General features: G+C 55.0%; 10 protein-coding genes. 7 read left to right on the top strand and 3 right to left on the bottom strand.

Translation table 11 applies throughout. The features are described from left to right. Positions 1-165: 165 nt before the first annotated feature. The 4 genes from KE531_08300 to KE531_08285 are packed head-to-tail and all read left to right on the top strand — an operon-like array spanning position 166 to position 19,344. Positions 166-1,653: a hypothetical protein gene (locus KE531_08300; protein ID MBR9953619.1), complete on the top strand. Its 1,488-nt coding sequence runs from the start codon at positions 166-168 to the stop codon at positions 1,651-1,653. An 18-nt stretch (positions 1,654-1,671) separates the two neighbouring features. Then, positions 1,672-6,015, top strand: coding sequence for a hypothetical protein (locus tag KE531_08295; protein ID MBR9953618.1), 4,344 nt, complete (start codon positions 1,672-1,674; stop codon positions 6,013-6,015). Between the two features lie 19 nt (positions 6,016-6,034). Beyond that, positions 6,035-18,394, top strand: coding sequence for a hypothetical protein (locus KE531_08290; GenBank protein ID MBR9953617.1), 12,360 nt, complete (start codon positions 6,035-6,037; stop codon positions 18,392-18,394). Between the two features lie 14 nt (positions 18,395-18,408). After that, on the top strand, positions 18,409-19,344 hold the full coding sequence (locus tag KE531_08285; GenBank protein MBR9953616.1) for a hypothetical protein: 936 nt from the start codon (positions 18,409-18,411) through the stop codon (positions 19,342-19,344). Between the two features lie 20 nt (positions 19,345-19,364). Here the strand turns inward: KE531_08285 and KE531_08280 are convergent, their stop codons facing one another. Beyond that, the gene (locus tag KE531_08280) at positions 19,365-19,721 is read right to left on the bottom strand and encodes an arsenate reductase family protein (GenBank protein MBR9953615.1); all 357 of its coding nucleotides are present in this window, start codon (positions 19,719-19,721) and stop codon (positions 19,365-19,367) included. Between the two features lie 88 nt (positions 19,722-19,809). Between KE531_08280 and KE531_08275 the strand changes: the two genes are divergently transcribed. The 3 genes from KE531_08275 to KE531_08265 all read left to right on the top strand — a co-directional run bounded on the left by KE531_08275 (position 19,810) and on the right by KE531_08265 (position 22,303). Next, positions 19,810-20,334: a spore maturation protein gene (locus KE531_08275; protein ID MBR9953614.1), complete on the top strand. Its 525-nt coding sequence runs from the start codon at positions 19,810-19,812 to the stop codon at positions 20,332-20,334. Between the two features lie 240 nt (positions 20,335-20,574). Then, positions 20,575-20,976, top strand: coding sequence for a MarR family transcriptional regulator (locus KE531_08270; protein ID MBR9953613.1), 402 nt, complete (start codon positions 20,575-20,577; stop codon positions 20,974-20,976). Between the two features lie 88 nt (positions 20,977-21,064). Then, complete coding sequence (locus KE531_08265) at positions 21,065-22,303, top strand: 6-phosphofructokinase (GenBank protein MBR9953612.1); 1,239 nt, start codon at positions 21,065-21,067, stop codon at positions 22,301-22,303. 86 nt (positions 22,304-22,389) lie between these two features. Here the strand turns inward: KE531_08265 and KE531_08260 are convergent, their stop codons facing one another. Both KE531_08260 and KE531_08255 read right to left on the bottom strand, forming a co-directional pair. Further along, entirely contained in the window at positions 22,390-22,911 is a 522-nt protein-coding gene (locus KE531_08260) for a nitroreductase (protein MBR9953611.1), read from the bottom strand. 99 nt (positions 22,912-23,010) lie between these two features. Further along, a complete protein-coding gene (locus tag KE531_08255) occupies positions 23,011-24,894 on the bottom strand; it encodes a DUF885 domain-containing protein (protein ID MBR9953610.1) in 1,884 nt (627 codons plus the stop codon). Positions 24,895-25,393: the final 499 nt, after the last annotated feature.

Genomic DNA, 25,393 nt, shown 5'->3' with positions numbered 1-25,393 from the left:
AATCCAAACTGGACTGACAACAAAGGAGAAAAGGCGCTCAGCCATACATTACGAATGCGGACACGGGAAAAACGATGCAGTTCCCGGAGGTTTGTTTTTTGTACCCTTTTTCATGCGTTCAGAAAGGAGGGGACGGCGACGAGAAAGAGGAAAAAATGGAAAAGGATGGCTGTATTTTTGTGCGCGGCGTGGTGCGCGTTCCTGGGAGAAATTCCGGTACAGGCAGAAAACGGCTATCTGGTAAGGAGCAGGGAAGAAAACCGGAGGCTTCTCATGGAACTGGTTTCCGACTCAGGTCCGGAAGGGAGAACTGAGGTATTTGTGACGGGAGAAGACTATGTGCCGGACAGCCTGGTGATCGCCCAGATGTTTCCTGATGTGCAGAACATTTCCAACACAGTCATGGAAGAGTATGAAAGGGACGGACACCGCTATGTACGCTGCCGGATCGGCTTTGAAAGGAAGGCGGAAGAAACGTCATGCAGCCATGTGTGGACGGGAGAAGTTTTGGAGGAACCGGCCTGCCTGACGATGGGAAAAGCCAGGATCGCTTGCGGGCGCTGCGGTGCGAAATTTACGGCGGCGCTTCCGGCAAACGGCCATGCAGATACGGACGGGGATTCCCTCTGCGACGCCTGCCATGGACGGTGCGTGGAACAGAAGGCCGGGGATGAAATCCGGATCCTGTATGAGGGAAAGGAGGGAGCGGTACCGCTGACGTTTTGCTGCGCCGATGAGGATTATGGGGGCGGTATGCTGTATGTGAGCACCGCCAGCGTTTCCCCGGGGCTCTCCGGTGACTGGGGAGAGGAAGAGGCAAGGATTTGGCTTACCATGGATTTTGCGAATCAGATTTCTATCCATGATGCCTGCCGGGACGTCTTTCTGGCAGACCAGGACGGAAAGCCCGTCGGACATGGCCAGTGGAAAAAGGAGGACGGCATCTGGCCGGCCCTTGTGCTCGATGTGCCCGTGACCGGTGAGGAAGCGGAAAAGGCATTCTGGGAAACCGGGGATTTCCAGATCCAGAGAATCGGCGGAAAGCCATACCTGTTTCGCTGCATCGACGGCGATTATAAGGACAGCAGTTCTAACCATCAAAAATCTGCACTGTTTCTGTGCACGTCTGTCATCCGTTCGGATATTGACAGTACGGATTCCCAAAAGATAATTACGACCTTTGGAGATACCAATAATTATAAGAAATCGGCAGTCCGCAGGTGGCTGTCGGAAAATGGAAGTGAAAATGGGTTCGGCATCCGCAAAACGTATATCGGGGTGAACTCTGCCTTTTTCGGAAAGACAGAAGAGGGCGGATTCTCGGATATGGATGTATCGGAGCTTCTTCGGTATGAGCTTCCCTATCAGGAAATGGCGGATTCGATGTTTTTGCTGTCCGTGGAGGAAGCGGAGGCGTACCGGGAATTTTTGTGGGATTTTGGCCCTCTTGGAGATGGCCCGGAAGCGGAAATCAGCCCGTACAGCCGCGGATACTGGCTGAGGAGCCCTGCTTTTTTGTCGGACGGAAGCGGGGCATTTACGGACGGAGCATTTGCATATGCGGTGGATCTGGAAAAGGGATGGATCGGGCCGGAGTCTGTCAGTGACGGCAGCATCGGAATCCGCCCGGCATTCTGCGTCCCGCAGGCTTAAGGAAGGATGGGAGATTGTATGAAAAATCATGGAAGATGGAAATGGGAACATGGAAGACGCAGCCAGTCCGTTTGCGGACATGGAAAATCGAAGGCGGCCTGCCGGCTCCTTGCAGCGGGGCTTTCGGCCTGCCTGGTGGTTCTGGAGACCGGGACGGCGCTTGCGGCACGGCCAGATGGAGCCGGGGCGTTCCTGGCAGGGGCACAGTCGGATGGAGCCGGGGCGTTCCTGGCAAGGATGCAGCCGGATGCGGCCAGGACATTTTCGGCAGGGGCACAGTCAGATACAGTCGGAGCTTTTTCGGCAGGGGAACAGTCGGATACGGCCAGGGCGTTCTTTGCGGCAACGCCATCGAACGCGGCCAGTTTATTCGCAAGGAAAACATCATCGAACGCAGCCGGCTCCTTCGTCAGGGCGACACCGTCCGATGCCGCCCCGGGGATTTTTGTGCCGACGGCGTCTAACGCCCTGCTGTTTGCCAGATCTGCGGGCTTTTGGGACAACTGGGCCGGGGATCTGAGCTTTCTTGACGGAAAAACGGGAAAAGGAACGGAGGATGAGCCCTATCAGATCTCCACAAAGGCGCAGCTTATGGGGCTTTCCAGGCTGGCGGCTGACGGGATGCAGGTGGCGGAAGGAGAGGGGAACAGCCCCGGTGATTACAGCGGTGCTTATTTTCTCCTGACACGAAATATCGACTTAGGCGGTATGGAATGGCTCCCCATCGGGTTTTACAAAGACAGCGCAGAGCTGGCATCCGGCCAGATCACGCCGTTTTGCGGCCACTTTGACGGAAACGGGAAAACCATTTCCAATTTTCGGATTTATGAGCCCTCCTGGACGGAAACAGGGCTTTTCGGAGCCATACAGGATTCCGAAATCCGGAATCTCACGGTAAAGCCGGAGTCTGTCCTGACATCTCAGAAAACGGCCGGGATTCTGGCCGGGCGCGTCGAAAACAGCCGGATCTGTGATGTGTCAGTGTCCGGGACGTTAATGGTTTCCGGGACGGCCGGAGGAATCGCAGCCGTGGTTTCTGACGGAAGCGTGCTGGAAAACTGCACGGCCGACCATATCGCCATTGATGCGGGAAAGGAGAAGGAAACTTATGTGGGCGGCATTGCCGGCACGGCGGCCGCATCCCTGATTGCAGACTGTACTGTCAATACGGGAGACAGCTTGAGCGCCAGGCTCCAGGGCGGCGGCTATGTGGGCGGAATCATGGGCTTCCAGAACGGGACGGATATTTTCAACACGCATGTCATGGGCACCATCGGCGGAAGCGGTTCCCAGGCCATCGGCGGGATTACGGGAAAATATGCCTCCGGGAAGCTGAAGGTGGCCCGATTTGAGGGGACGATTGCAAGTTCCGGCCTCGGAAGCGCCGCCAGAGAGGGGACGTTTATCGGGACGCGGGACGCCGGCTTCCATTTCCGCTACGGGACGGAAGCCGGGGCAGATGTGGCTTACCTGTTTGCAGATAAGGAGAGCAAAGTTCTTGCCGGTGTCTGCGGCTCCGGGATTTCTGACGACAATTCCTATACCTACGGCGCCCATATCGGCTTTTGGCACAGCGGCGACAATTTTTTCACGCTGGTTCAGGGAAGCGGGAGCCGGACAGAGGAGGAGATTTACTTTTACGAGGAGCTGGAAAACGGCGTTCTTCATGTGATCGACATGGAGGACGAAGCCAGAGAGGAAAAATACCAGCCGGATCATTTTGCGCCGAACGCCGTCGGCAGGCCCCAGAGGGGCTATCTGGTGTCCGTCCTTCAGATCGACACGGCGGCAAATGTGCAGAAGTATTATGACGTGGCTGTGCTGACAGCGAAAGGAAGCTCGGCGTACAGTCATGAGCTGGATAAGTTTCATCGCGGCGCCGTCGCGGCCGGAGACGTGGTGACTGTTGTGACAGCGCCGAAAAACACGGATACGGAAAAATACCAGATAGACGGAGTCCCTACCTATACGGATCCGGACGGAAAAAAGAGGAACACGTCCTATCAGAACGGCGGTTTTTATACGTTTGTGATGCCGGAATGCGACACGGAGGTGTCGGCCGTCTACCGGAAAGTGGCCGCTGCTGTCCGTACGGAGCCGGAGGAATACCAGTTCCAGGTGGTTCAGGAGCGGAGCGGTGACCGGAAAAACCCCAGTACGGTGACAGAGGTCAGGGACGGCGCAGGAAAGCTGATTGCCAGATACATCAACGGGGAGCTGGAACAGGATACGAAGGTGCAGGAGGTGAGGATTGAGGCAGTCGTGGATGCTAACAATGACGTGGTGGACAGCCGTGTGACATGGAGCATCGACGATGCGGAGCTGATAGAGCTTAAAAAGAATGACGATGAGGATCCGGAAGGCTACACGGGGAAAAGTGCGTCCATTGAGCTGAACTTAAAGTCGAAGTTTTTTGAGGACATTATAAGCAAGGCAGAAGAAGCGCAGAGGGAGGACGGCTATCGGTATGCCATCCCGGATACGATTTACGGCGGCGGAATTGCCGTCTTAACGGCCAAGACGAGGCCGGCGGCCAGTTTTGAAGGGAAGCCGCTGGAGGCAAACTGCCGGATTTTGGTGACATTCCGGATCTTGGATAAAACCCAGGTGGCGGCAGAAGGCGCGTCTCTCGATAAGACAGAGCTTGCCTTTACGGTCACAAGAAGACTGAGCGGGGATCGGAAAAATCCGTCGGAGCAGCTTCTTGTATCGGAGCCGCAGACCTTGACGGCCTCTTTTAACCCGGACTTTTTTGATAAAAAGTCGGTGTCCTGGACATCAAGCGACGAAACTATCTTTACGGTTTCCGGCGACGAGTCCGGAAGAGATTATAAAAATGTAAGCGTCCAGGCGATCCGGGATGCCAAGTGGATCCGCGACCTGATTGCGGCGGAAAACGGAATCCATGAAAATGACCCGTACCGCAAGCTGGACGGAAAAGGAAGCCGCAGCGGGACGGTAACGGTGACAGCTGACGATCTTTTGGGCAACCGGCAGAGCGCCGTGTGCGAAGTGACGGTGAATTTTGTGACGGAGGATCAGACGGTCATCCGGCCGGAGGAGGTGCGCTTAGATCAGAATAAGCTGGTGATGGAGATTCAGGAGGAAAAGAGCGGTGATATCGATTCGGAAACCGTGAAATGGACAGGCCTTGCCATGGAACTTCCAGGCGCAGAGGTGCTTCCTGCGCTGGAAAATGCGGGAATTTACGAGCCGTTCAATCGGAAGATTGTATGGAACAGCCAGGATCCGTCCTTAAGGATAGAAGACGGGCGGCTCGCTGCGGATCCGGAAGCGGCGTGGATCAAAGAGGCAAAGAAAAATCCGCCGTATCACGGCGAAAAAACGGTGACGGTGACGGCGCAGGCGGCCGGGAACCCGGAAGCTTTGGCGGAATGCCAGGTTACGCTTGTTTATGATGCAAAATGCCTGGAAATCCGGAACGGCGCGGTTTTTGACCTGGTTCTTACAAAGAGCGGGAGACGGTCGGCCCCGGTACTTACCTGGTCGGGAGCGGAAAAACAGACGCTTGCGGCAGAGATTTATCCGCATGATGAAAAAGAGGCAGAACTTACCTGGAGCGGGGATTCTGAGCTGATTCTTCTGGAGGAATCCGGCGCTGTGACACCGAATCTGGAAGCGGAATGGATCAAAGAGGCGATGAAAAAGGCGCCGTATGAGGCAGAAATGCGGACAGCCGTCCGGGCAGAAGCAGGCGGCATGAGCGACGAGACGGAAGTTCTTATAAAGTTCCGGCTGGTAGACAATACCTATTCCTCCGGTTCCGGCAGCTCGGGAGGTTCCGGCGGAAGCTCTTCTTCCGGCAGTTCTTCCCATGGCGTCACCACCGGCGGAGCCGTCAATATGACCGTTGATCAGCCGAAGGGCAGTGTGACGGGAACCTGGATCCAGGACGGGGCCGGAAAGTGGCTGTTTGTGTCCGGCGGCCGCACTTATGCGGGGGAGTGGGCCTATGTCCACAATCCATATGCCGGAGACGGGCAGGCAAGCACCGACTGGTTCTTGTTCGGACAGGACGGTTACATGGTGACAGGCTGGTACCAGGAGCCGGAGACGGGAAACTGGTTTTATCTGCATGAAATTTCCGACGGCACCCTTGGGCATATGTACTGCGGCTGGCATTTTATGGACGGAAGCTGGTATTACTTTAACCAGGTGTCCGACGGGACAAAAGGCAGACGGCTGACAGGCTGGAACTGGATTGACGGAAAATGCTATTACTTTGATCCGTCGGACGGCAGGATGGCAGTCTCCGAAATGACGCCGGACGGCTTTTCGGTGGACGATACGGGAGCCTGGACGGTGGACGGAATCGTGCAGATCCGGCAGGACGGCGTTTAGGATCAGAAAGGGGAGGCTTATGGGGAGAATCACGCACAGAAAATGGAAGGGGCTCCGGCGGGGAATAGCGGGAGTCACGGCAGCGGCTGTCTTTTTTTCGGGCACTGTATTTCGCCTTCCGGCAGGCGCCTCCAACATCTGGCCGCAGAAAAGCACGGCGCCGTTTTACTGCATCGACGGCGGAAAACCGTGGCGGAGCAGTGACCGGTACGAGGAGATGGGACGTGAGGAAGCAGGCGTTACCGATGAACAGGCAAGACGGCTGTTCTGGGCATACCCGGATATCTGGAATGGGGTCTTAAAACCGGCGGCGGCAAAGTATGATCCGGAATTATATGAGGAGATCCGCGGAACCGGCTCCGATCCCAACGTGGTGAAGCGCGTGAAGGACGATAGCAGCACAAAATTTGCCTGGGTGGCCGACAATCCGGAAATCGAAGAGCGGGCCAAAGCGGCGGTGGTGAAGTACGCGGCGGAAAGCGCGGAGTCCGGGAGGACTCCGCCGGCCTCCCTGTTCAATCAGGAGACAGGGACATACGCCGTTTATGAAAATGCAGCAGTCAAGATTTCTCTGGGAGATTTCGGGCCGGGATCGGCTTTGGGACAGGATTTCGGCCTGGACAGTTATTTTGTGAGCCAGATAAAAAATGTGGAGCCGCAGACGGTCTATGACAACGGTTCGACGGGCGGCGCAGTCGGCTGGATTGACGCGTCCCAGGACAAAAACATTGCAACATCGGTACTGGGGACGAAGCTTTATGAAATCACCTGGAGCGGGAGCAGCCTGCACATCGTGAACAACGGCTCTCAGTATGCCAATGAAACGATTCTGGATCCCAATGTGCCGGATGAGGTGAAATTCAATAAGACCATTGTGCGCTATAAGATTACCATGAAGGAGAATTCCGGCTATGTGCTGGAGGCCGCATGGAATGAAAATTATCTGGACGAATGGATGCGGTTTAAGGTCTGTGTGACTTCTTCCGACAGGCAGCGTCTTTATACGGCGCAGGCGCCTATCGAGCCGTCCTCCATGCCGTTTTATATTGAGATTTCCCAGAACGGCGAGCCGGTGGAATATCCGCCCGTGGAGACGGAATGGAGCGTCCCGTTCCAGATTTACCGGCATGAGGAGACTTTTGAGGCGGACTACAATGTCCGTCTGAAAAAGATGGATGCGGAGACCGGCATGCCCATCAAAGGGAGCCAGTTTTACCTTTATGAGCGGTTCGATGACCGGGGAAAAATCGGGGACAGCCAGAGGGACGGCAGCCTGGCAGAAGAAAACCTAAGCTTTTCACCCTGGGACGGGTTCCGGATCTTTTCGGATGCAGTGACAGACGGGGACGGAACCATTGTACATACGGATCACCGGGAATATGAATACGAAAAGACCTACTGCAACGGCCATCCTGCGCCGAAGTGGGCCGAGATCCCGGAGGCAGCCGCGGATCCTGTGACGGGGCAGGTTACAAATGAGGCGGATATCCAGGCGGCGGAAGATGCCAACCGGGCGGCTGCGGCCGAATGGCTCCGGCTTGTGGAGGCCTGCGAGGCTGAAATGGAAGATACGGATACACATTTTCACTGGATGGCCGACGAGTCCATGTATGAGAAAATTGCGGCAGCCGCCGAGAGCGGCGAGACGGAAAGCTTCGGGGAAATGGATGTGACGAAGGAGACGGCCTTTGAGAAATCCGGCTGTCAGGCGGACTGTGAGGAGACATATGAGAATTTCATTAACCTGGAATTCAGCTATACATGGAAGGAAATCCAGGCGGCCGTGGGATATGTTCTCCATGGGCTGCATCCCGAGGATGTGCCGGTGGAGATTATCACGACAAATTCCTCTCAGGCTGGTGCAGAAAGCCGGTTTGGAAACGGATACAGTCAGGATATCAGCGAAAACGTCTGGTACGGCGGAAACGGGGGCAGAGCCAGCTCTTTCGACGATGCCGCGTTTCGGAGCCTTTATGCCGGAGAACCGGAGGCCATGGATATGTCCTGGCGGGAAAAATTGGCAGTCATGCCGCAGGAGAAAGAGCTGGAGCTTATGCGGGAGTATTCGGTCAACCTGATGAAGCTTCTTCTGGAAACGGAGCGAAAGACGACGGATTCAGATGCAGTGTCAGTCGGGACGAAATCGACTGCCTCCAATGCGGCAGTGAAAAAGACGGCGACCGCCTCGAATGCAGCGACGGCTTCGGACGCATGGGCGGTTTCGGACGGGAATCCGGCTTCCGGCACAGGCGCTTCGGCCAGAAAAATAACGGCTTTGCGGGCAGGAAAGGCCGGAATATCGGCCATGGTTTCTGACGACGAATGGGAGTCCGGGAAAGAGGGGACGGAGTCGTTTGCATCCTATCTGGAGTCCGCCGGGGCAGACGGGATCAGCCATCTGGAAAGCCGGGAAGAGGATCGGTTTTCCCATTGCAGCGGGGCCGATGACTGCGGCGATTCCTGGCGCGTTTACGACCACAGGACGGAAGGCAGGATCCATATCAATAAGCGGGATCTGGAGCTCTACCGAAAGGAGTCAGAGGAATATTCCTCTTATGGAGATACCGAAGGCGATGCGACGCTGGAAGGGGCTGTGTACGGGCTTTTTGTCGCGGAAGATATTCTGCACCCGGATTCACAGGTCATGGAGGACGGAACCGTAAAGAATACGGGAGTTGTGTACAGGCGCGGCGATCTGGCGGCTGTGGCCGCCACAGACCGGGAGGGAAACGCAGACTTCCTAGTGTTTACGGAAGCGCCCGGTTCTTCCTATGATTATGAGAAAGGAATGATTGTCCAAAACGGCGGCTGGCCGGGAAACCTCTATCAGTCAGAGGGATTCCAGGCGGAAAGGGACGGATATTCGCCGGATGGGACAGGCGGTTTAACATATCAGGACAACGAGGCTTTAAACGGGAATCCATGGATTGGGCGGCCGCTGCTTCTTGGAAAATACTATGTCAAAGAGCTTTCCAGGTCAGAGGGCTTCGAGCTTTCCGTAAACGGTATCACAAGGGCAGATACGAACCGGGGAACCGGTTTTGAGACGCCGGATTCCATTCTTTCTTCCAACGGCATGGCCGTTTTGTCTTTGCCAGAGCTGTCGGCGTCCATGGAAGGCGAAGACGGGAGCGGAAACGGCTACGACCAGCTTTCGTTTACGGTGACTTCCTCCGGAACGGAGGGCTATGACCTCTTGATTTCCGGATTCCCGAAGGGAACGAGATTTTACCGTGAGGATTCCGGCGAAGAGATGGTGACAGGGCCGCATATCACCGGGTTTGAGGAAACCATTGTGAGGGACGGAAACGGCGAGATTGTGTGGAAACGGGCGGAAAGCGATGAAAGTGATTTGCGGTACGAACCTGTTTACGATAGTACAGGCGCAGTGACGGGACAGAAGGTCGTGACGCGGCTGGAGGAACAGGTGATGCGGCTGGAGCGCGTCCCGATGGCAGGAAACATGGCATTAGATGCTGTGGATTTCTGGCAGGAAAGCGGCTTTCAGGAGCTTTTGTCAGCGCATGATATCACCGAAGAGACGGACAGCCTGTTTCTTCTCATGAAAGCAAACATCGAGGAGGTGTTAAGAAAATACGGATATGACACGCCGAAAACGGCGGACGGAACGTATTCTACGGAGACGAAGGGCTCTTTCAGCCGCGGCGTGAAGAAAGGAGAAACCGACCATTACGGGCAGGCCGGGCTTGCGGGAGAGACGGCGTCAAGAACCGTGTACGGCGAGGGGATCGCTGTTTTAAACCTTGAAAAAGTGCCGGAAAATGCGGCTGCGGCAGATCTGGCTGCGGCCGTGATAGATTGGTACCGGGAACATCCAGAATGGAGCTTCGGCGGTCTTGACGGAATTGAGAAAACGGAGGACGGCTACCGGATCTTTTTGTATGCCGGAATCCTGTCGTTTTCCGGAAAACGGTTTTTTACGGCAAAGACCGGCGAAGACAGCCTGGAAGCCGATGCGGTTTACGTGGGCTTTGAGAATCCGGAAACCATGCGGTATGTCTACCAGAAATGTGAGGAAGACGGTGAATTTTCCTATGAACTGGAGCGGAAGTACTCCTTTGGAAGCGGTTCGTCCAAGCGGTATTATGTCGATGCCATCATACGCCCGGCTCTCCAGGACAACGGCGCCGGACGGCTTGAGAAAATTTATCATACCGTGATGGTGTACCACAAAAAGGGAGAAGAAATCATCGACTACATGGAAGGAATCCCGGAAAGCGGATACCGCGTCCCGCTTACGGAACTGACGGAAAAAGTCGAAATTACGACGGAAAAGGAAACGGTGCAGAAAGATGTGGAGCTGCCTGCTGTCTATGATGAAAAAACAGGGACTTATACGGTTCATGTGGAGACGAACGGCACAGATGCATGGGGAAAGCCGTTTTCGGATAAGGAGAAAAGCCTTACGCTGTCATTCCTCGCCGTCACGGAACAGAAAAAAGTGACGCTCACCGAGGCCGATATCGAAGCTCTGGGCGAGGCGAATGTGTCCGGCTTTGAGGCAGGAGAAGAACTGGGGTATGTCCGTTACCAGATGCTGTTTGGCGGCGCATCGGTGTCTGTGACAGCGGCTCTGGGAGAAGATGCGGACGACACGTATATCGTGCCGAAGAATCTTTTATACCGCGGCCAGAACAAAGTGAGCGAGGACGGGGATACAAAGCTTTTGCCGGTTCAGGTTTTAGAGCGGCCCATCCGCCAGAAGGTCAAGGTGGTAAAGGATATTGAAACGGGAGAGGAGCGCACATACGAAAATAACAGCTACCAGATTCACGAGGATGCGTTTACCTCGGATTTCGGCGGCTTCCTGGAACGGACGGCCGCCCGCGCGATGCCGAATTTCCGTTTCCGGATTTATTTAAAATCCAATCTGGAACGGCTTTACCGGAACCGGGACGGGGATATTGTCTGGGTGGATCGGGACGGGACGCCTGTGAACATCGGCCAGTACCGGGAAAATTTCCCGGAGCTGGTTCAAAAGCTCTATACGGAAACGGGGCCGGAATATACCAGACTCCTGGAGACCATAACGGTTCCCATGGAAGACGGGGCTGACGGCATGCGGGAGATCCGGACGTATCACTATGAAAAGTTTTTCGATGCCGTCGAGACGGCTGACCGGGACAAATGGGACAATACGGAAGGGCTCTTAACCAGCTCGTTTAAGCCGTTTGCAGAAAACCGGCTCACGGGAGAGGCCAACGAAATCAATACGTCTGAGGAAGCGAGGGAAAATGCGAAGCGGTCAGATGCCGTCCGGCAGTTTGCTATTGATTGGTACTTGGAGGAAGAAGCGGCGCGGCTTTTAAAAGAGGACGGAGACGGCGGATTCCTGGCAAAAGACGGGGAAGTCCGTTATACGGACGAGCTTTATGACACGGCACTTTACGCAGCCATCTTACGGGCAGAGGAGTACCTGAAGCCGTTTTTCCGCTATGATCTGAACGAGATTTATTCTATCTTGTGGGACAGTGCCCCAGACGGCGGCATCGACCGGGAGATGGCGACGCTGGCCGCGGATACCGCCTTTTTAGAAGACGGGGATCCGTTATACACCTACGGGATTTCTAAGGCACTTCCATACGGAGATTATGTCCTTGTGGAACAGCAGCCCTGGAACCCGGAATGGGGAGATTTTGCCAATAAGCACTATGCCGTTGACACGCCGAAGGAACTGTCGGTGCCGGTAAGCTATGAGAATGGATCGGAAGGCGCATGGAAGACGCCGGAGGAGGAAAGTGCGTATTACCAATACCGGGCGGCTGATCTGCCAAACGATCTGGCGGCAAAGTACCTGATCCGCTTTAACGAGGAAACTGCGGAAGCTTCTGTTGTTTACGGCCATAACAGCGACGGGGATTTTGAGGTTTACCGATACGGCCTCGACCGGGATCAGACGGCCGGTCATTACGAACCTTACGGAAATCCGGCGGTGGCAAAATATTATCATTATCAATCCGTCAGTGAAGACGGCGGCCTGGAATCCGGTGTCCCGTTTTTGGGCGGGAAGACCAGCGGGGAAAATGCGGCAGGACTGTATTGGAAGGACAATGTAAAGACCATGACCGGCGTCCGGACGGCTTATGACGGGAAGTTTGCGCCGATGCTTATCCCGTGGAGCATGACGGAGCCGGAAGATGAGGAGGCGGACAGCACTCAGAACCAGGACGGCAGCAGTTCCTTTGCCGGATACGCATACCGAAAATTCCGAAACCGTTTCTATTCGGTCAGGCTGAGGGTGGAAAAGCTGGATGCAGAGACAGGCGAGCCGATTCTCAACGACGGCGCCATTTTCGCCCTGTATGCGGCGGAACGGGATGACTCCCCGGACGGAGACGGAACGGTCAGGCGGTATGAAAGGCCGACGGTCATCATGGGAACACGGCTGTTTCTGGAGGCCATGGGTGCGGAAAACATCGTTCCCATGGCGAGGGATTGGGATTCCAAGGAAGCGCCGGGAGCCACCTGCTATGGGACAGTTCCGGCCGGGACGCCGGTCTGCCGGGAAAAGGAGTGCATTGTATTCCGTGATGAGGACGGACTTTTGACGGGCGGCTGGGAGGCGCTTTCGACGGTGCGGGACGGAGCCATGAAAAAGGAAGAAGGGGACGGGCAGACAGATGGGCTTCAGATTACAGGAAGCTTCCTGACCCCGGAGCCGGTGGGAGCCGGCGTCTACGTCCTGGCGGAGATTAAGGCGCCAGGTGGGTACGCGCGAAGCCTTCCGGTACCGGTGGAGATATATTCGGATGAGATTTCCTACTATCCGGACGGCGGAACGAAAAAGGCTGCTGCCGCCCTCTATTCCCTGCGGCTTAAAGACGGTGCACAGGGAAACAAACCGGAGAGTGCGGGAGAAGCTGCGCGGATTTTCGTCTCGGATACGGCAGTCCGGCTCCAGGTCTCCAAGCTTAAGACCTCGGATATCACAAGGAAAATGAAAATATCCGGCCGTGTGGAAGGGACTTTGGCGGAGCTTTCCGGAAAGTATGGCCTTCAAAACTTAGACCTGGCTTTCAACAGCTCAGGCGCCTATCTGGGATATGGATGGTTCAAGGGGACGTTAGAATATCTGGAAAGCAGGAAGGATGCCGGGGAGGCGGTAGAGCTGGTTTACAATGAACAGCAGGTATTTTCCGGGTACGGCTATGTCACGAAGGAGCTTGAGACGGCAAAGGATGAAAACAGGTATGTTCCCGGGGCTGTCATGGCGCTCTATGAAGCCATAGAGCTTCTGCCCTCCGGGGACAGCGGCGACTTCTCGTTTGAGGGCGCTGAAGTGACCAGGGATCGGAACGGAAACGTAAGCTCCATCATTTTAAAGGAGGGATATGCAGGAGAAAAGACGGAGCTGGTAAAAAAGGAAGACGGGACGTGGACGTATGAGACGGTTTACAGGGGCGATACGCCGGTTCTGTTTTATGACGTAGGCGGGCTTAAAGTAATAGAAGAAAACGGGGACGGCAGCCTGTCTGGCTATGATGAAAATGGGAAGACGATGCGGATTGGCTCGGATACCAGTTCCATTTATGCGCTGAAAAACGGGATTCCGGCGTTTGAGCTTTCCGGAAGCGGTTTTGACGGGCTTGTCTATGACGGCAGCGCAAAGGGATTTTCCAGAGTGCCGGAAACCATAACCATCTATCATCTGGATGGAAGCGGCCGGCGGGATGCCCTTGTGGACGGATATACGGGGCTTGCTTATGCAGAAGAAAACGGAAAGAAATATGCCTGGCCGGTCACGGTTTCCAGACGGGACGACGGCACGGTGATCTCGCGGGATAAAATTCTTACGGGACGGCCGGCGGAGGTTCATGCGGATACGGCGCAGGCGTACATAACCGGGAGCGTCCGGGACGGAGAACTTGAAAAGCGTCTGGAGCCGGTGTATGACCGGTACGGCCTGGCGGAGTATTACCTGGTGAGCGGCGAAACCTATCAGAAGGGAGAGGCCGTTTATGACAGGGACGGGGATTTTGTGCGCTATCGCTATGACGATCTTCTGAGCTTTTACAATGATGCGGCGTACCGCCAGCTAAAGGCGGAAGAGATGACGGAAATCGGGAATCCGCAAGACCCGACGGACGACTTCCCGCTCTGGCACAGGAGAGGGGAAGCGTTTGTGATCCCTAATATATGGACGACAGGGGAAAAGGCGCCCAACGATCCGGCGGAGACAGAAACCACGGCAGGTCAGGCAGACATGCTTAAGCGGGTCATGCCGGGAACCTATATGATGGAAGAGCTTTCTGCACCGGACGGATACGTGAGAGCCATGCCCGTGGCCGTGACGGTGGAGGAGACAGGCGAAGTCCAGACAGCGTCCATGACAGATGAGAAAATCAAGATTGAAATTATCAAGATGGATGCGCCGGAGGACTATGAGACGGAGATCATCCCTATGGATGTGCCAAAAGAGGGAATTTCTGTCTCCGTGGAAGGAAAGGGGGATTATACCTATAAGCAGGTTCCTGGAGCCGAGCTTGCGCTTTACCGGGCCGAGCGGGTGCCGTCATCGGATTATGAGGCGCATCCGGACGGATGGTATTTAAAAAAGGCTGAGACGGCACCTGCCGTCTGGTACACCGAGTCTCCGGAGGACAATCGTCCCGTAAAAGTCACGGCCAGATGGACAACCGGCGGCACGGCACAATATTTTGAGGGAATCCCGGCTGGCGATTACATCCTGGAAGAGCTTTCTGCGCCTTCCGGATATGTGAGGGCGTCCATGGGAATTACGGTCAGGGAGACAGAAGAGCTCCAGACGTTCCTGTTAAGGAACGACCACACGAAGCTGGAAATTTTCAAATATGAAACCGACGAAAATGGGAAGAAGGTGCCGCTTTCGGCGGGCAAGACGGCAGGCCTCGCCTTATATCCTGCCGTGGTGGGGCCGGACGGGCTGCCGGTTTTTGAGGACGGCGAGCCGGTCTATGACAGCAGTCATCCCATGGATGAGTGGGAGACGGCGGACGTGTCACGGTATCTGGAGTCGTGTGAGGTTCCGGAAAAGGGCTGGACAGGCCGGATTGCAGCCCTTTTTAGGGGAAAAACTAGGTCTGGTTTCTCTCTGGAATATGAAAAGCATTTTCTGGAATACGGGGACGGCTTCGATGCCTTCTCCTGGTTCATGGAAGACGATAAAGGTCTGACAGAGCACAGCGCAAAGCTTTTAGAAACCCACAGCACGGCGGGCGGGGAAACTGTGACGCAGCTCTGGGAAATGGATCAGGAAGACGCTGTCCGTATCACCGTGAACCGGGCCAGTGAAGACGGCATGCCGGACTTTGAGTACCGCTTCCGTTTTCGGAAGACGGAATCCGGCATGATAAGCTACGACACGGCCTCTGGCATCCACAGGATTGACCGGATCCCGGCAGGCTATTACGTCCTGGCGGAGACAAAGACGCCGGAGGGGTACCAGGCAGCCAGGCCGAAGCTGGTGCAGGCCGGCGAAACGGCGGCCGTATGGCGGTATGAGCTGGAAAATGTGCCGAAAGAGCTATGGATTGATAAGACCGACGAGGACGGGAACCAGATCATCGGAGCCGAACTTGTCCTATACCGTGCGGCGGCTGACGGAAGCTTTTCGGCGGAAGCGACCTATGAGATTGACAGGTGGATTTCAGGCTCTGAGGGACGGTTCACGGCGGACGATGCCGCCGAAGGGAAGGTGCCTGATGGCTATGGAATTGGAAGCTTAAGGCCCCATAAGCTTAAAGGCCTGCCTTATGGAACTTATTACCTGGCCGAGGCCTCGGCGCCGGATTATTTTTCTCTTATGGAGCCGAAACGGATGGAAGTGACGGCGGACAGTGCGGCTGTCGTGAAAGCAGAGAACCAGATGGCGGAAGGGATTCTGGAGCTTAAAAAGAAGGAAGAAGGAACGAAAATCCCGTTGTCCGGGGCGGAATTTGAAGTGACGAATTTGGAGACAGGGGAGACGTTTTTCCTTGTCACAGATTTCGACGGCAGCGCCAGGTCGGAGCAGCTCCCGGTCGGTTCCTTAAAGGACGGGGCAGTCGTCCCGTATCAGTACCGCGTCAGGGAGGTGCTTGCGCCGGACGGATATGAGAGAATGTCTGAGGAATGGCAGTTTTCCTTTGACGGGAACCGGCAGGAGACGGTGATTGCATATGAACTGGAGGCAGAAAACAGGAAAACCGAACTCTGGTTTTCTAAGACAGATTTCCATGAGGGCTTTTTCGTGGAAGGCGCTGTCCTTGCGGTTTATGAAGCCAGGCTGGAGGATGGAAGCTTTGTAAAGCAGGAGCCGCCAGCCGCCGTGTGGGTTTCTTCCGGAGGGCCGAAGGTCATAAGAGGCCTGAAAGCCGGGCAGACGTATGTGCTCGAGGAAATTACGGCGCCGGAAGGCTATGGGAAGGCAGAACCCATGCTGTTTTTTGTATCGGCGGACGGAAAGTCTCTGGAGGTTCTCTCATCAGAATTCCAGATGGTGAGGCTTGTGAAAGAGGAAAGCGGTGAGATCACAGCACTGACCGTAACGGGACGGGCGGGGCTTCGGACAGTCTCTTCTTTATATAAGAACGGGACGGAGGTCTGTACCTGGCACGGAAACGGGAGCGGCAGGACGTTTGCAGAGTCAGAGCTTTCCGACGGAGAGCTTTATACCTTAAAGGAGAGGGCTGTCTATTCGGACGGGAGCACTGCGCCCATAGGAAGCGAAACCTTCCGGGCCGACGGCGCCGCAGGCGGATACTGGCTGGCGGACAGGAGGCTTAAGGAGACGAGGCTTACCCTCATGGAGAAAGACGGCCGCATCCTGGATTCCTGGAGCCTGCGTCCCGGCGAGGTGTCCCATACTGTGAAAAACAGAGCAGAGGAAGAACCGGCCGGCCGGATTTTTGAAGCCGGAAAGAGCTATGTCTTGGAAGAGGCAACCGTGTTCCGGACGGGAGACAGAGAGGAAGCGCAGACCACAGGGCGGCTTCGTTTCTGGCTGGATGAGAACGGCATCCGGATGAAGGTTGAAATAAAAGATAAGGCCACCCATGTGGAAATCACGAAGGCCGACCTGACAGACGGCGATGAACTGCCGGGCGCCGGGATGATCCTAAAGGATTCTTCCGGCAGGATCGTGGATCAATGGGTGTCCGGGGAAGAACCGCATGTTCTTCGCGGAACGCTTCTGGCAGGCGAGACCTACACGCTGGAGGAGACGGCGCCGCCGTCGGGATACGCCTATGCGGAAGCAGTCACGTTTACGGTGGAGTCAGACGGCAGCATCCAGAAGGTGAAAATGTCAGACCGCCCGACCCATGTGGAAATCACAAAAGCCGATGTCACAACGGGAGAGGAACTTCCCGGCGCGTCCATGGTGCTGAAAGATTCCACAGGAAACGTGGTGGAGCGGTGGATATCTGGGGAAAAACCGCATGTCCTTTGTGGAAAACTTCTGGCAGGGGAGACGTATGTCCTGGAAGAGACGGCGCCGCCGTCGGGATACGCCTATGCGGAAGCAGTCACGTTTACGGTGGAGACAGACGGCAGCATCCAGAAGGTAGAGATGTCGGATCGTCCGACTCAGGTGGAGATCACAAAAACCGATATCGCAGACGGAGCCGAGCTTCCCGGAGCCCATCTTGTTCTAAGCGATGCCGCCGGGAACGTCATCGACCAGTGGATTTCCGGGGATACGCCTCACAGGCTCACGGCTGTTTTAGAGGCCGGAAAGAAATACCGCCTCACAGAGACGGCACCGCCGTCCGGGTACGCCTATTCCGAGGAAGTGGAGTTCCAGGTTTCCATGGACGGGCAGATTGACCGGGTTTTCATGGAAGACAAAAAGACGGAGGTGTATGTGAAAAAGACAGACGGAAATACAGGTGAGCTGCTGTCCGGCGCCGTTCTGCGGCTTGAGGAAGAAAACGGGAATCTTGTCTGTGAATGGGTGACGGACGTTACGCCCCGGCTCTTAGAAGGGAACCTTGACGCAGGGAAAACGTATCTTTTAAAGGAGATAAAGGCTCCGGAGGGATATGAGAAAGGAGACGATATCCGGTTTACAGTGCCGGAAGACGGGGAGCCGCTCTGGCTCGATATGAAAAACTTCCGGCTGCCCAAAAAAGATGTGCCGGACGAAGATGAGCCGGAGGAACCGCCCAGGCCGAAGGAAAACCAGCCGGTGCCGCGTCAGGGGACGATCTCGGCCAGATATTCCCGGGGCTGGAAAGGAATCGGGGAGATCACCTTTGGCGATACACCGGTTTACAGGAGAAAAATTCCGAAAACCGGGGATGATGGCAGGACAGAACTCTATGAAATTATTATGATTCTAAGTGCTGCGGGGCTGGTATTCCTGGCGGTACAGAAAAGAAAGCGGGGTGAGAGGAAATGAAAGGGAGGCGGTTTATGGCTTTTTTCATCCTGTTCCCGGCCCTGGCGCTTTTAGGCGCCGGGCCCGGGACAGGGAGCGGCGAAGAATTGCTCTATGAAAGCCCGGTTTATATCGAAGAGACAGCGCCGAAACCGGAGCAGGAAAAGGAGTTTGACGGAAAGTGGTACCGGCTCTATTCCTATGAACGAAAGGCTGCTGTGAAAGACGGGCGGAGCCGCCATGTGTCCGGGAGTATCCCCTATGTCCTGGAGGCAGGCGAAGAACCGCCGGACACTGCCAGATTCCAGGTGACAGATGAGGACACGGGACAGCTTGTGGAATGCATCATTGAACGGACGGAGGTGATCGAAAAGGGGGAACGCTGGTCTGACGATTTCTCGTTTCCCGTCACGCTTCAGGATTACGGGGCAGACAGCTATCTTTTGGGGGATGCGGAAATACCGGGAGATGCCGATCTTTCCGATTATGGGGATGCATTTTTAGCCTATCTGGGACTTCCGGGAACCCATTATCGGATCTATTCTGTGGAATGGGCGGGAGAGCCCTATGAAAATGCCGGCGTGCTCTGCCGGGACGCGTCTGCCAGAGGGGAAAAGCTGGTGCGGGATGTGGAAGCCGTCTATGAAGGGGAGGCCGGGCTTCCGCCGATTCAGGGGTTTTACTACGCCTGTACTTATGTGCCGAGAGAGGAGGAGACAGAAGCTCCAGAAGAAGAAAGCCCGGAGGAAACGGAAGCAGCAGTCAAAATAGAAAAGACGCCGAAGAGCCAGGAAACCGTCTCACAGCAGGACACGGTACAGGAGCGGACAGGCATTGCGGCCTTTTTTGACGAGGTCGGAGCATGGATCCTGCGCCACATGACCGTGGTGAGCATCAGCCTGGCGGCCCTTGCGGCATTGGCCTTCGCCGTATTTTTGTTCTTTGCATCGGGAAAGAAGCAGGAACCTTAAAACGCAGGAAAGACCCGGCGTTAACCGAGTCTTTCCTCCCACTCCTTCTCCTTAAAACCCACAAGGATAAAGCCGTCCCCGATTATAAGGGGGCGCTTTACCAGCATGCCGTCTGTGGCGAGCAGCGCAATCTGCTCCTCCTGGGTCATGGACGGAAGCTTGTCCTTTAAGGCCATGGATTTGTAGAGAAGCCCGCTTGTATTGAAAAATTTCTTGACGGGCAGGCCGCTTTCGGCGATCCATGCAGTCAGTTCTTCGGCCGTAGGGTTCTGCTCCTTAATATGGCGGGAGGTAAACTCTACATTGTGGGCAGTCAGCCACTTTTTTGCCTTCTGGCAGGTGGAACAGGGCGGATATTCAATAAAAAGTACGCTCATGGAAGCCTCCTTCTATGTCTATGATTCATCAGTATATCTGATTTCGGAGAGGAATACAATGAAATAAGAAGTTCTGGCCGGAGAAATTATGGATGTATTGATCTTTTTGTCAGAATTTATGGTTCCGCTGGTTATTTTTTATATTGTCGGGTTCGGGCTTCTGTCCGGCAAGCCGGTGTTCGACGATTTCCTGAAAGGGGCAGCAGAAGGGATGAAGACCGTGGCGGGAATTCTGCCCACGTTAATCGGACTCATGGCGGCTGTGGGGATTCTCAGGGCATCCGGGCTTTTGGAGACCGCGGCAGAGATCCTAAAAGCGCCGGCTGCGCGGCTCCATATCCCGACGCCGCTTGTGCCGGTCATGCTGGTGCGGCTTGTGTCCAGCTCTGCTGCGACTGGGCTGATTCTAGACATTTTTAAGCAGTACGGGCCTGACTCCCTCACCGGGAACATGGTCTCCATCATGATGGGATGCACAGAGACGGTCTTTTATACCATGAGCGTCTATTTCATGACGGCAGGGATCCGAAAGACGAGATGGACGCTGGCAGGCGCCCTGATTGCCACGGCCGGAGGGATTGCAGCGAGCATTGTTCTGGCGGGGATGATGTAGCAAAAAGCATCTCTGATGGAACAGAACGCATGGAAAAAGGCCAAAAAACTGTCAGAAAGCTGTTAAAATCGCGGAATTTCAAGGGAAATACGGATTTTCCAGTTGTGCACCACTCGGTCCTGTTATATAATACTTTTGCATTCAAACTATTTTTCACCGGCAGGATAGAAGAGAAAGGAAAATCCATTGAGTACCTTTGAAACATTGAACGAACTGCTTGTCAGGCTCTTCCGCGACGTGATGGAAATCGAGCAGAGGGCGTTAATTAACCAGGATTTTAAAGATATCACAAACAATGACCTCCATGTAATCGAAGCCATTGGGATTGGAGAGGCAAAAAATATGTCTGCCATCGCAAAGGAGCTTTCCGTCACCATGGGGACGCTCACCATTGCCATGAACAGCCTGGTAAAAAAGGGATACGTGGTGCGGGAGCGCGGAAAGGCGGACAGACGGATCGTCTACATTTCGCTCTCGGAAAAGGGCAGGAAGGCGTACCGCCACCATGAACAGTTCCACCACGAGATGATCGAAAGCATCATGAACGGGCTTGGAGACCGGGAGACAGAGGCCTTAGTACAGGCGCTGATGAAGCTGAATCTGTGGTTCCGGGAAAAAGAAGCAGAAAACAGCCTGAAATAGCAGGCCTGCCTGTGCGGAGAATAGTTGAAAAATCGCTTCAAATAGCGTATAGTAGATGCTGAGAAAAAATATGGAGGAGGAACCTATTGTGAAGGGGAATGTGATTGTCGGCCAGTCGGGCGGCCCCACGGCTGCGATAAATTCCAGCCTGGCTGGTGTTTACCGTACGGCCATGGACAGAGGGGCAAAAAAAGTATATGGAATGCTGCATGGAATCCAGGGACTGATGGATGAAAAATATGTGGATCTGTCGGAGCACATCCGGAATGACCTGGACGTGGAGCTTTTAAAAAGGACGCCGGCTGCTTATCTTGGCTCCTGCCGGTACAAGCTTCCGGAAATCCATGAGGATCCGGAGATTTATGAGAAAATTTTTGGAATCCTGGAGAAGCTGGAGATTGAAAGCTTTATTTACATAGGCGGAAACGATTCCATGGACACCATCAAAAAGTTGTCCGATTATGCGATTGTCAAAGGCTATAAGACGAAATTCATCGGCGTGCCGAAAACCATCGACAATGACCTGGCGCTGACAGACCATACGCCGGGCTACGGAAGCGCCGCCAAATATATCGGTACATCCACAAAAGAAATCATCCGCGACAGCAACGCCCTGGAGTATGGAAAAGGCCTTGTTACGGTAATTGAAATCATGGGACGCAACGCCGGATGGCTGACGGGTTCTTCTGCCCTTGCAAAGGGAGAGGACTGCGAAGGGCCGGATCTGATTTATCTCCCGGAGCTTCCCTTTGACGTGGACAAGTTTGTGGAGAAGGTCAGAGGGCTTCTGGAGACGAAGCAGTCTGTTGTTGTGGCAGTTTCCGAGGGAATCCGCCTGGCGGATGGCCGCTATGTCTGCGAGCTGACCGACGGCGTGGATTACGTGGATGCTTTCGGGCATAAGCAGTTAAGCGGAACGGCCAATTACCTGGCCTGCCGGATTGCCAATGAAATCGGCTGCAAGACGAGGGGAATCGAGCTTTCCACTCTCCAGCGTGCCGCTTCCCACCTGGTTTCCAGAATCGACATCATCGAGGCGTTCCAGGTCGGCGGTGCTGCCGTGAAGGCCGCTGATGAGGGAGACACCGGTGAAATGGTAATCTTAAAGCGGATTTCGGACGATCCGTACCAGTGTACCACCAGCCTTCAGAATGTCCACAAGGTTTCCAACGTGGAGAAGGTGGTTCCGAGAGAATGGATCAACGAAGACGGAACGTATGTGACGGAGGAATTCCTCGACTACGTGCGCCCGCTGATCCAGGGAGATGTGCCGCCGATCATGGTAGACGGTATTCCGAGACATCTGTACCACTGCGATAAATGGTAAAGAGAAAACAGCGGTTTGGGAACCGCCTGTAAAATTCCGGCCCCGGCTTCCGTATTTCAGAAGCCGGGGCCGTGGATGATAAATGCCTATTCGATCCATGCTACCTGGCCGATCCGCTTGATCGGAGTTACCGGGGCATCGGGAGCCGGATAGCCCAAGGCAGCCATACCGAAGACCACATGATCTGCCGGGACGCCCATCTCTTCCAAAAGCGCCCGTACCTGCGGCCTGTCGCAGATATCCTGCATCTGGTTGATCCAGACGGAGCCGATCCCTAAGGAATGGGCGGCCAGGAAGATATTTTCCAGAGCGCAGGCGTTGTCCTCGCGGCTCCAGATACCGTCACGGATGTTGGAAGGCATGATGATGGCGGTGGGGCGGTACATGTCGTAGTTCTCCCGCGCCAGCTCGCTTCCGATTAAATCGGTCAGCCGCGCGATCATGTCCCGGTTCGTGATAACCGTGAATTTCCATGTCTGTCTCCCTTTCCCGCTCGGCGCATGGAGGCCGGCATTTACCAGCTCCTCCAAAATGTCTCTCGGGATCGGGGCGTCTGTAAATTTTCGGATGCTTCTTCTTGTCAGGATTGCGTTCATGACTTCGTTCATGCTGATTTTCCTCCTTTATCGCAAGAAATGTAACCGTTTCTATCTGTCTTTATCATACTAAACTCTGTTCCTTTTGTCCAGTGTCCCTGCGGGGGCGCGTCACTGCTTTTTCAGCCACTGCGAAAAATATTCCCGCGTTACCGAATAAGGAACCGGCCCTATGTCTAAGAGGAACCGGTGGAACTCCATCAGGTTGAAGGACGGGCCAAGGGCCTCCTCTGCCTCTGCCTTCATCTCCATGATTTCTATGTACCCGCAGCAGTATTCCAGGTAGTTGGCCGGATTGTCGATCATAGTCTGCCACAGATTTTCGACGGTCTCATCGTCGGCGTTAAAATACGTGCGGATAAACTCGCCGGCCTGCTCTCTGCTCCAGCCGTCGTAGTTGATTCCGATGTCGAGCAGGCTGTGGACGCAGAGGGAGAATGAACGCAGGCTGGATAAGTAGGTTCCCTGCGCCTCGGTCAGGCCGTTTTCCAGGGTGTAGGCGTAATTTTCCGCGTAGGTCGCCCAACCTTCGTTTGCGCCGGAACAGCCAAGCAGAGAGAGAAGCGGCGAGGCAGCATGGCTCCTGGAATAGACGGTCTGATAGAGATGGCCGGGAAAGCCCTCATGGGCCAGAGTCGTGTAGAGATCGTCCGAGCTGCCGGCAGAGCCGTTGTTGATATAAATGACATTCTGGTTCAAGTCGTCTAAGGGAGCCGTGAGATAAAAGGCAGGGCTTAAGGAGCTTTCCAGATATTTCGGGACGTATTTAATCTCATAAGAATAATCCGGAAGCGCCGGGAAGTCCCGCTTGATCTGCCTTTGAAGGTCATCCAGGATTTTATCCGGCTCTGTCAGGGAAAACATGCAGGAATCCGGGTCAAAATCCGGGTCTTCCAGGAAAATCCGGCTGATGGCCGTCAAATCATCCTCCATCCGGCGGGCCAGTGCCTCTTTTAACTGAGGGATCGTGTAGGAGGTGCCTGTTCCGGCTTTTACGAGATATTCATAATACTGCTTCCCGTCCTTATACTGGGCCAGACCGCCGTCGTGGATGCCGCGCCCTTTGAGCGCCGTCATGCCTTCTATGAGAAGTTCATAAGCCGGAATGAAATGTTCCCGTATGGCCTTTACATGGCGGGCGGAGAGGTCGGCCTTCTGTTCCTCCGTCACGCCCTCCAGGCCGTCCAGGCGCGTCCGGAAGGTCTCGGTGAGGAAATTGTCCTCGGGATCGATGAGATAGCTCCGGCAGGAGGCCAGGATCCCGTCGATGGAAGCGTCCGACGGGCCAAGTCTGGCCTCCGCCTTCTGATTTTCAAAGGTGAGGAGCTGGCCATAGTATTCATCAATCTGGGAGAGGATCGCCAGATAGTCTTCGACATCCTTAAGGGTCTCAAAAGAGTATTCGGAAAGCAGGATCGGAAGCTGGGCCTGGGTCCCGATGGTCGGGGAAAGAGGCTGTGCGTAAAGCTCCATGCCCTCCGAGGTGAGGGAGGTTTCCAGATTGTCGAGGAGAACATCGTAGACAAACTGCTGCTCCGGGGACAAAAGCGCCCGGTCATAGGACAGGAGCACGTCCTTAAGCTCCCGGATTTCCTGGTTGGCGGCAATCATGTCTGCCAGATGGAAGCTCCCGAGGGACGGCTCGCCGGGGTTGATGCCCCAGCTTTCCGGGTTTTTCAGGGTATAGTGGAGATCCAGGGTATTTCCGGCCGCCTCGCTGCAAAAAAGGTTAAGGCAGAAATCGGAGAAGCTCTCCTGGCACGCAGCCTGTTCTTCCGACCGGACAGGATCGCGGCCGGACGAGAGCCATTCGCCGGTTTCCCCGGGAACGTCGATCCGTTCCTTCTGGCAGCCGCATAAGAATATGGCACAGAAAACCAGCATGGACATGAAAAACATGGCTGCGGCTTTCTTTTTGCGGAAAAAAGCCGGAAAGAAAAGCTGGCCCGGGCGTTTTCCGGCAGAATCCGGGCCGGGAACATGGTTGAGATTCATTTTCAGACCTCCGGATTTACATATATGTTCAATATATTTCGCCGCAGGCGGCCGTATCCCTGAAAATCTGCGGGAATGCCGGGAAGCTGCCCCGTATGCCCGCGAGACATTTTGCCAGATCCGCCATGCCATTCATAATTTGACGGATTCCATTACATTGGCTAACGAAAAATGGCATTGGCCGTCAAATTATTCATGTCGGGCGTTCGCCCTATATCCACATACGGCAAAATGCTGCTCTGTGAGCAAGCTCCCGCGCGGTATTTTGCCGTACATGCCTGCATGGCGGAACTGTTGTCACAAATTTCCGCTCAGCGCCTTGACAAAAGGAACGGAACAGGATAAACTGGGACTAATAAAATTTATGAAGAGAAAGGCTTGGAAGGGAAGAGTAGGCAGGAGGGAAGCGTCCAGAGACCCCGGCTGGTGAGAAAGGGGAGCGGAGTGCCTGGTGAAGATGGTCCCGGAGCCGCATGGCTGAAGGGCCCGCGAAGGCGGG

The sequence above is a fragment of the Eubacteriaceae bacterium Marseille-Q4139 genome (assembly GCA_018223415.1).
Lineage (GTDB): Bacteria > Bacillota > Clostridia > Lachnospirales > Lachnospiraceae > CABSIM01.
The sequence above is the reverse complement of the archived record's forward strand: the minus strand, read 5'-3'. Positions and strand labels throughout refer to the sequence as shown.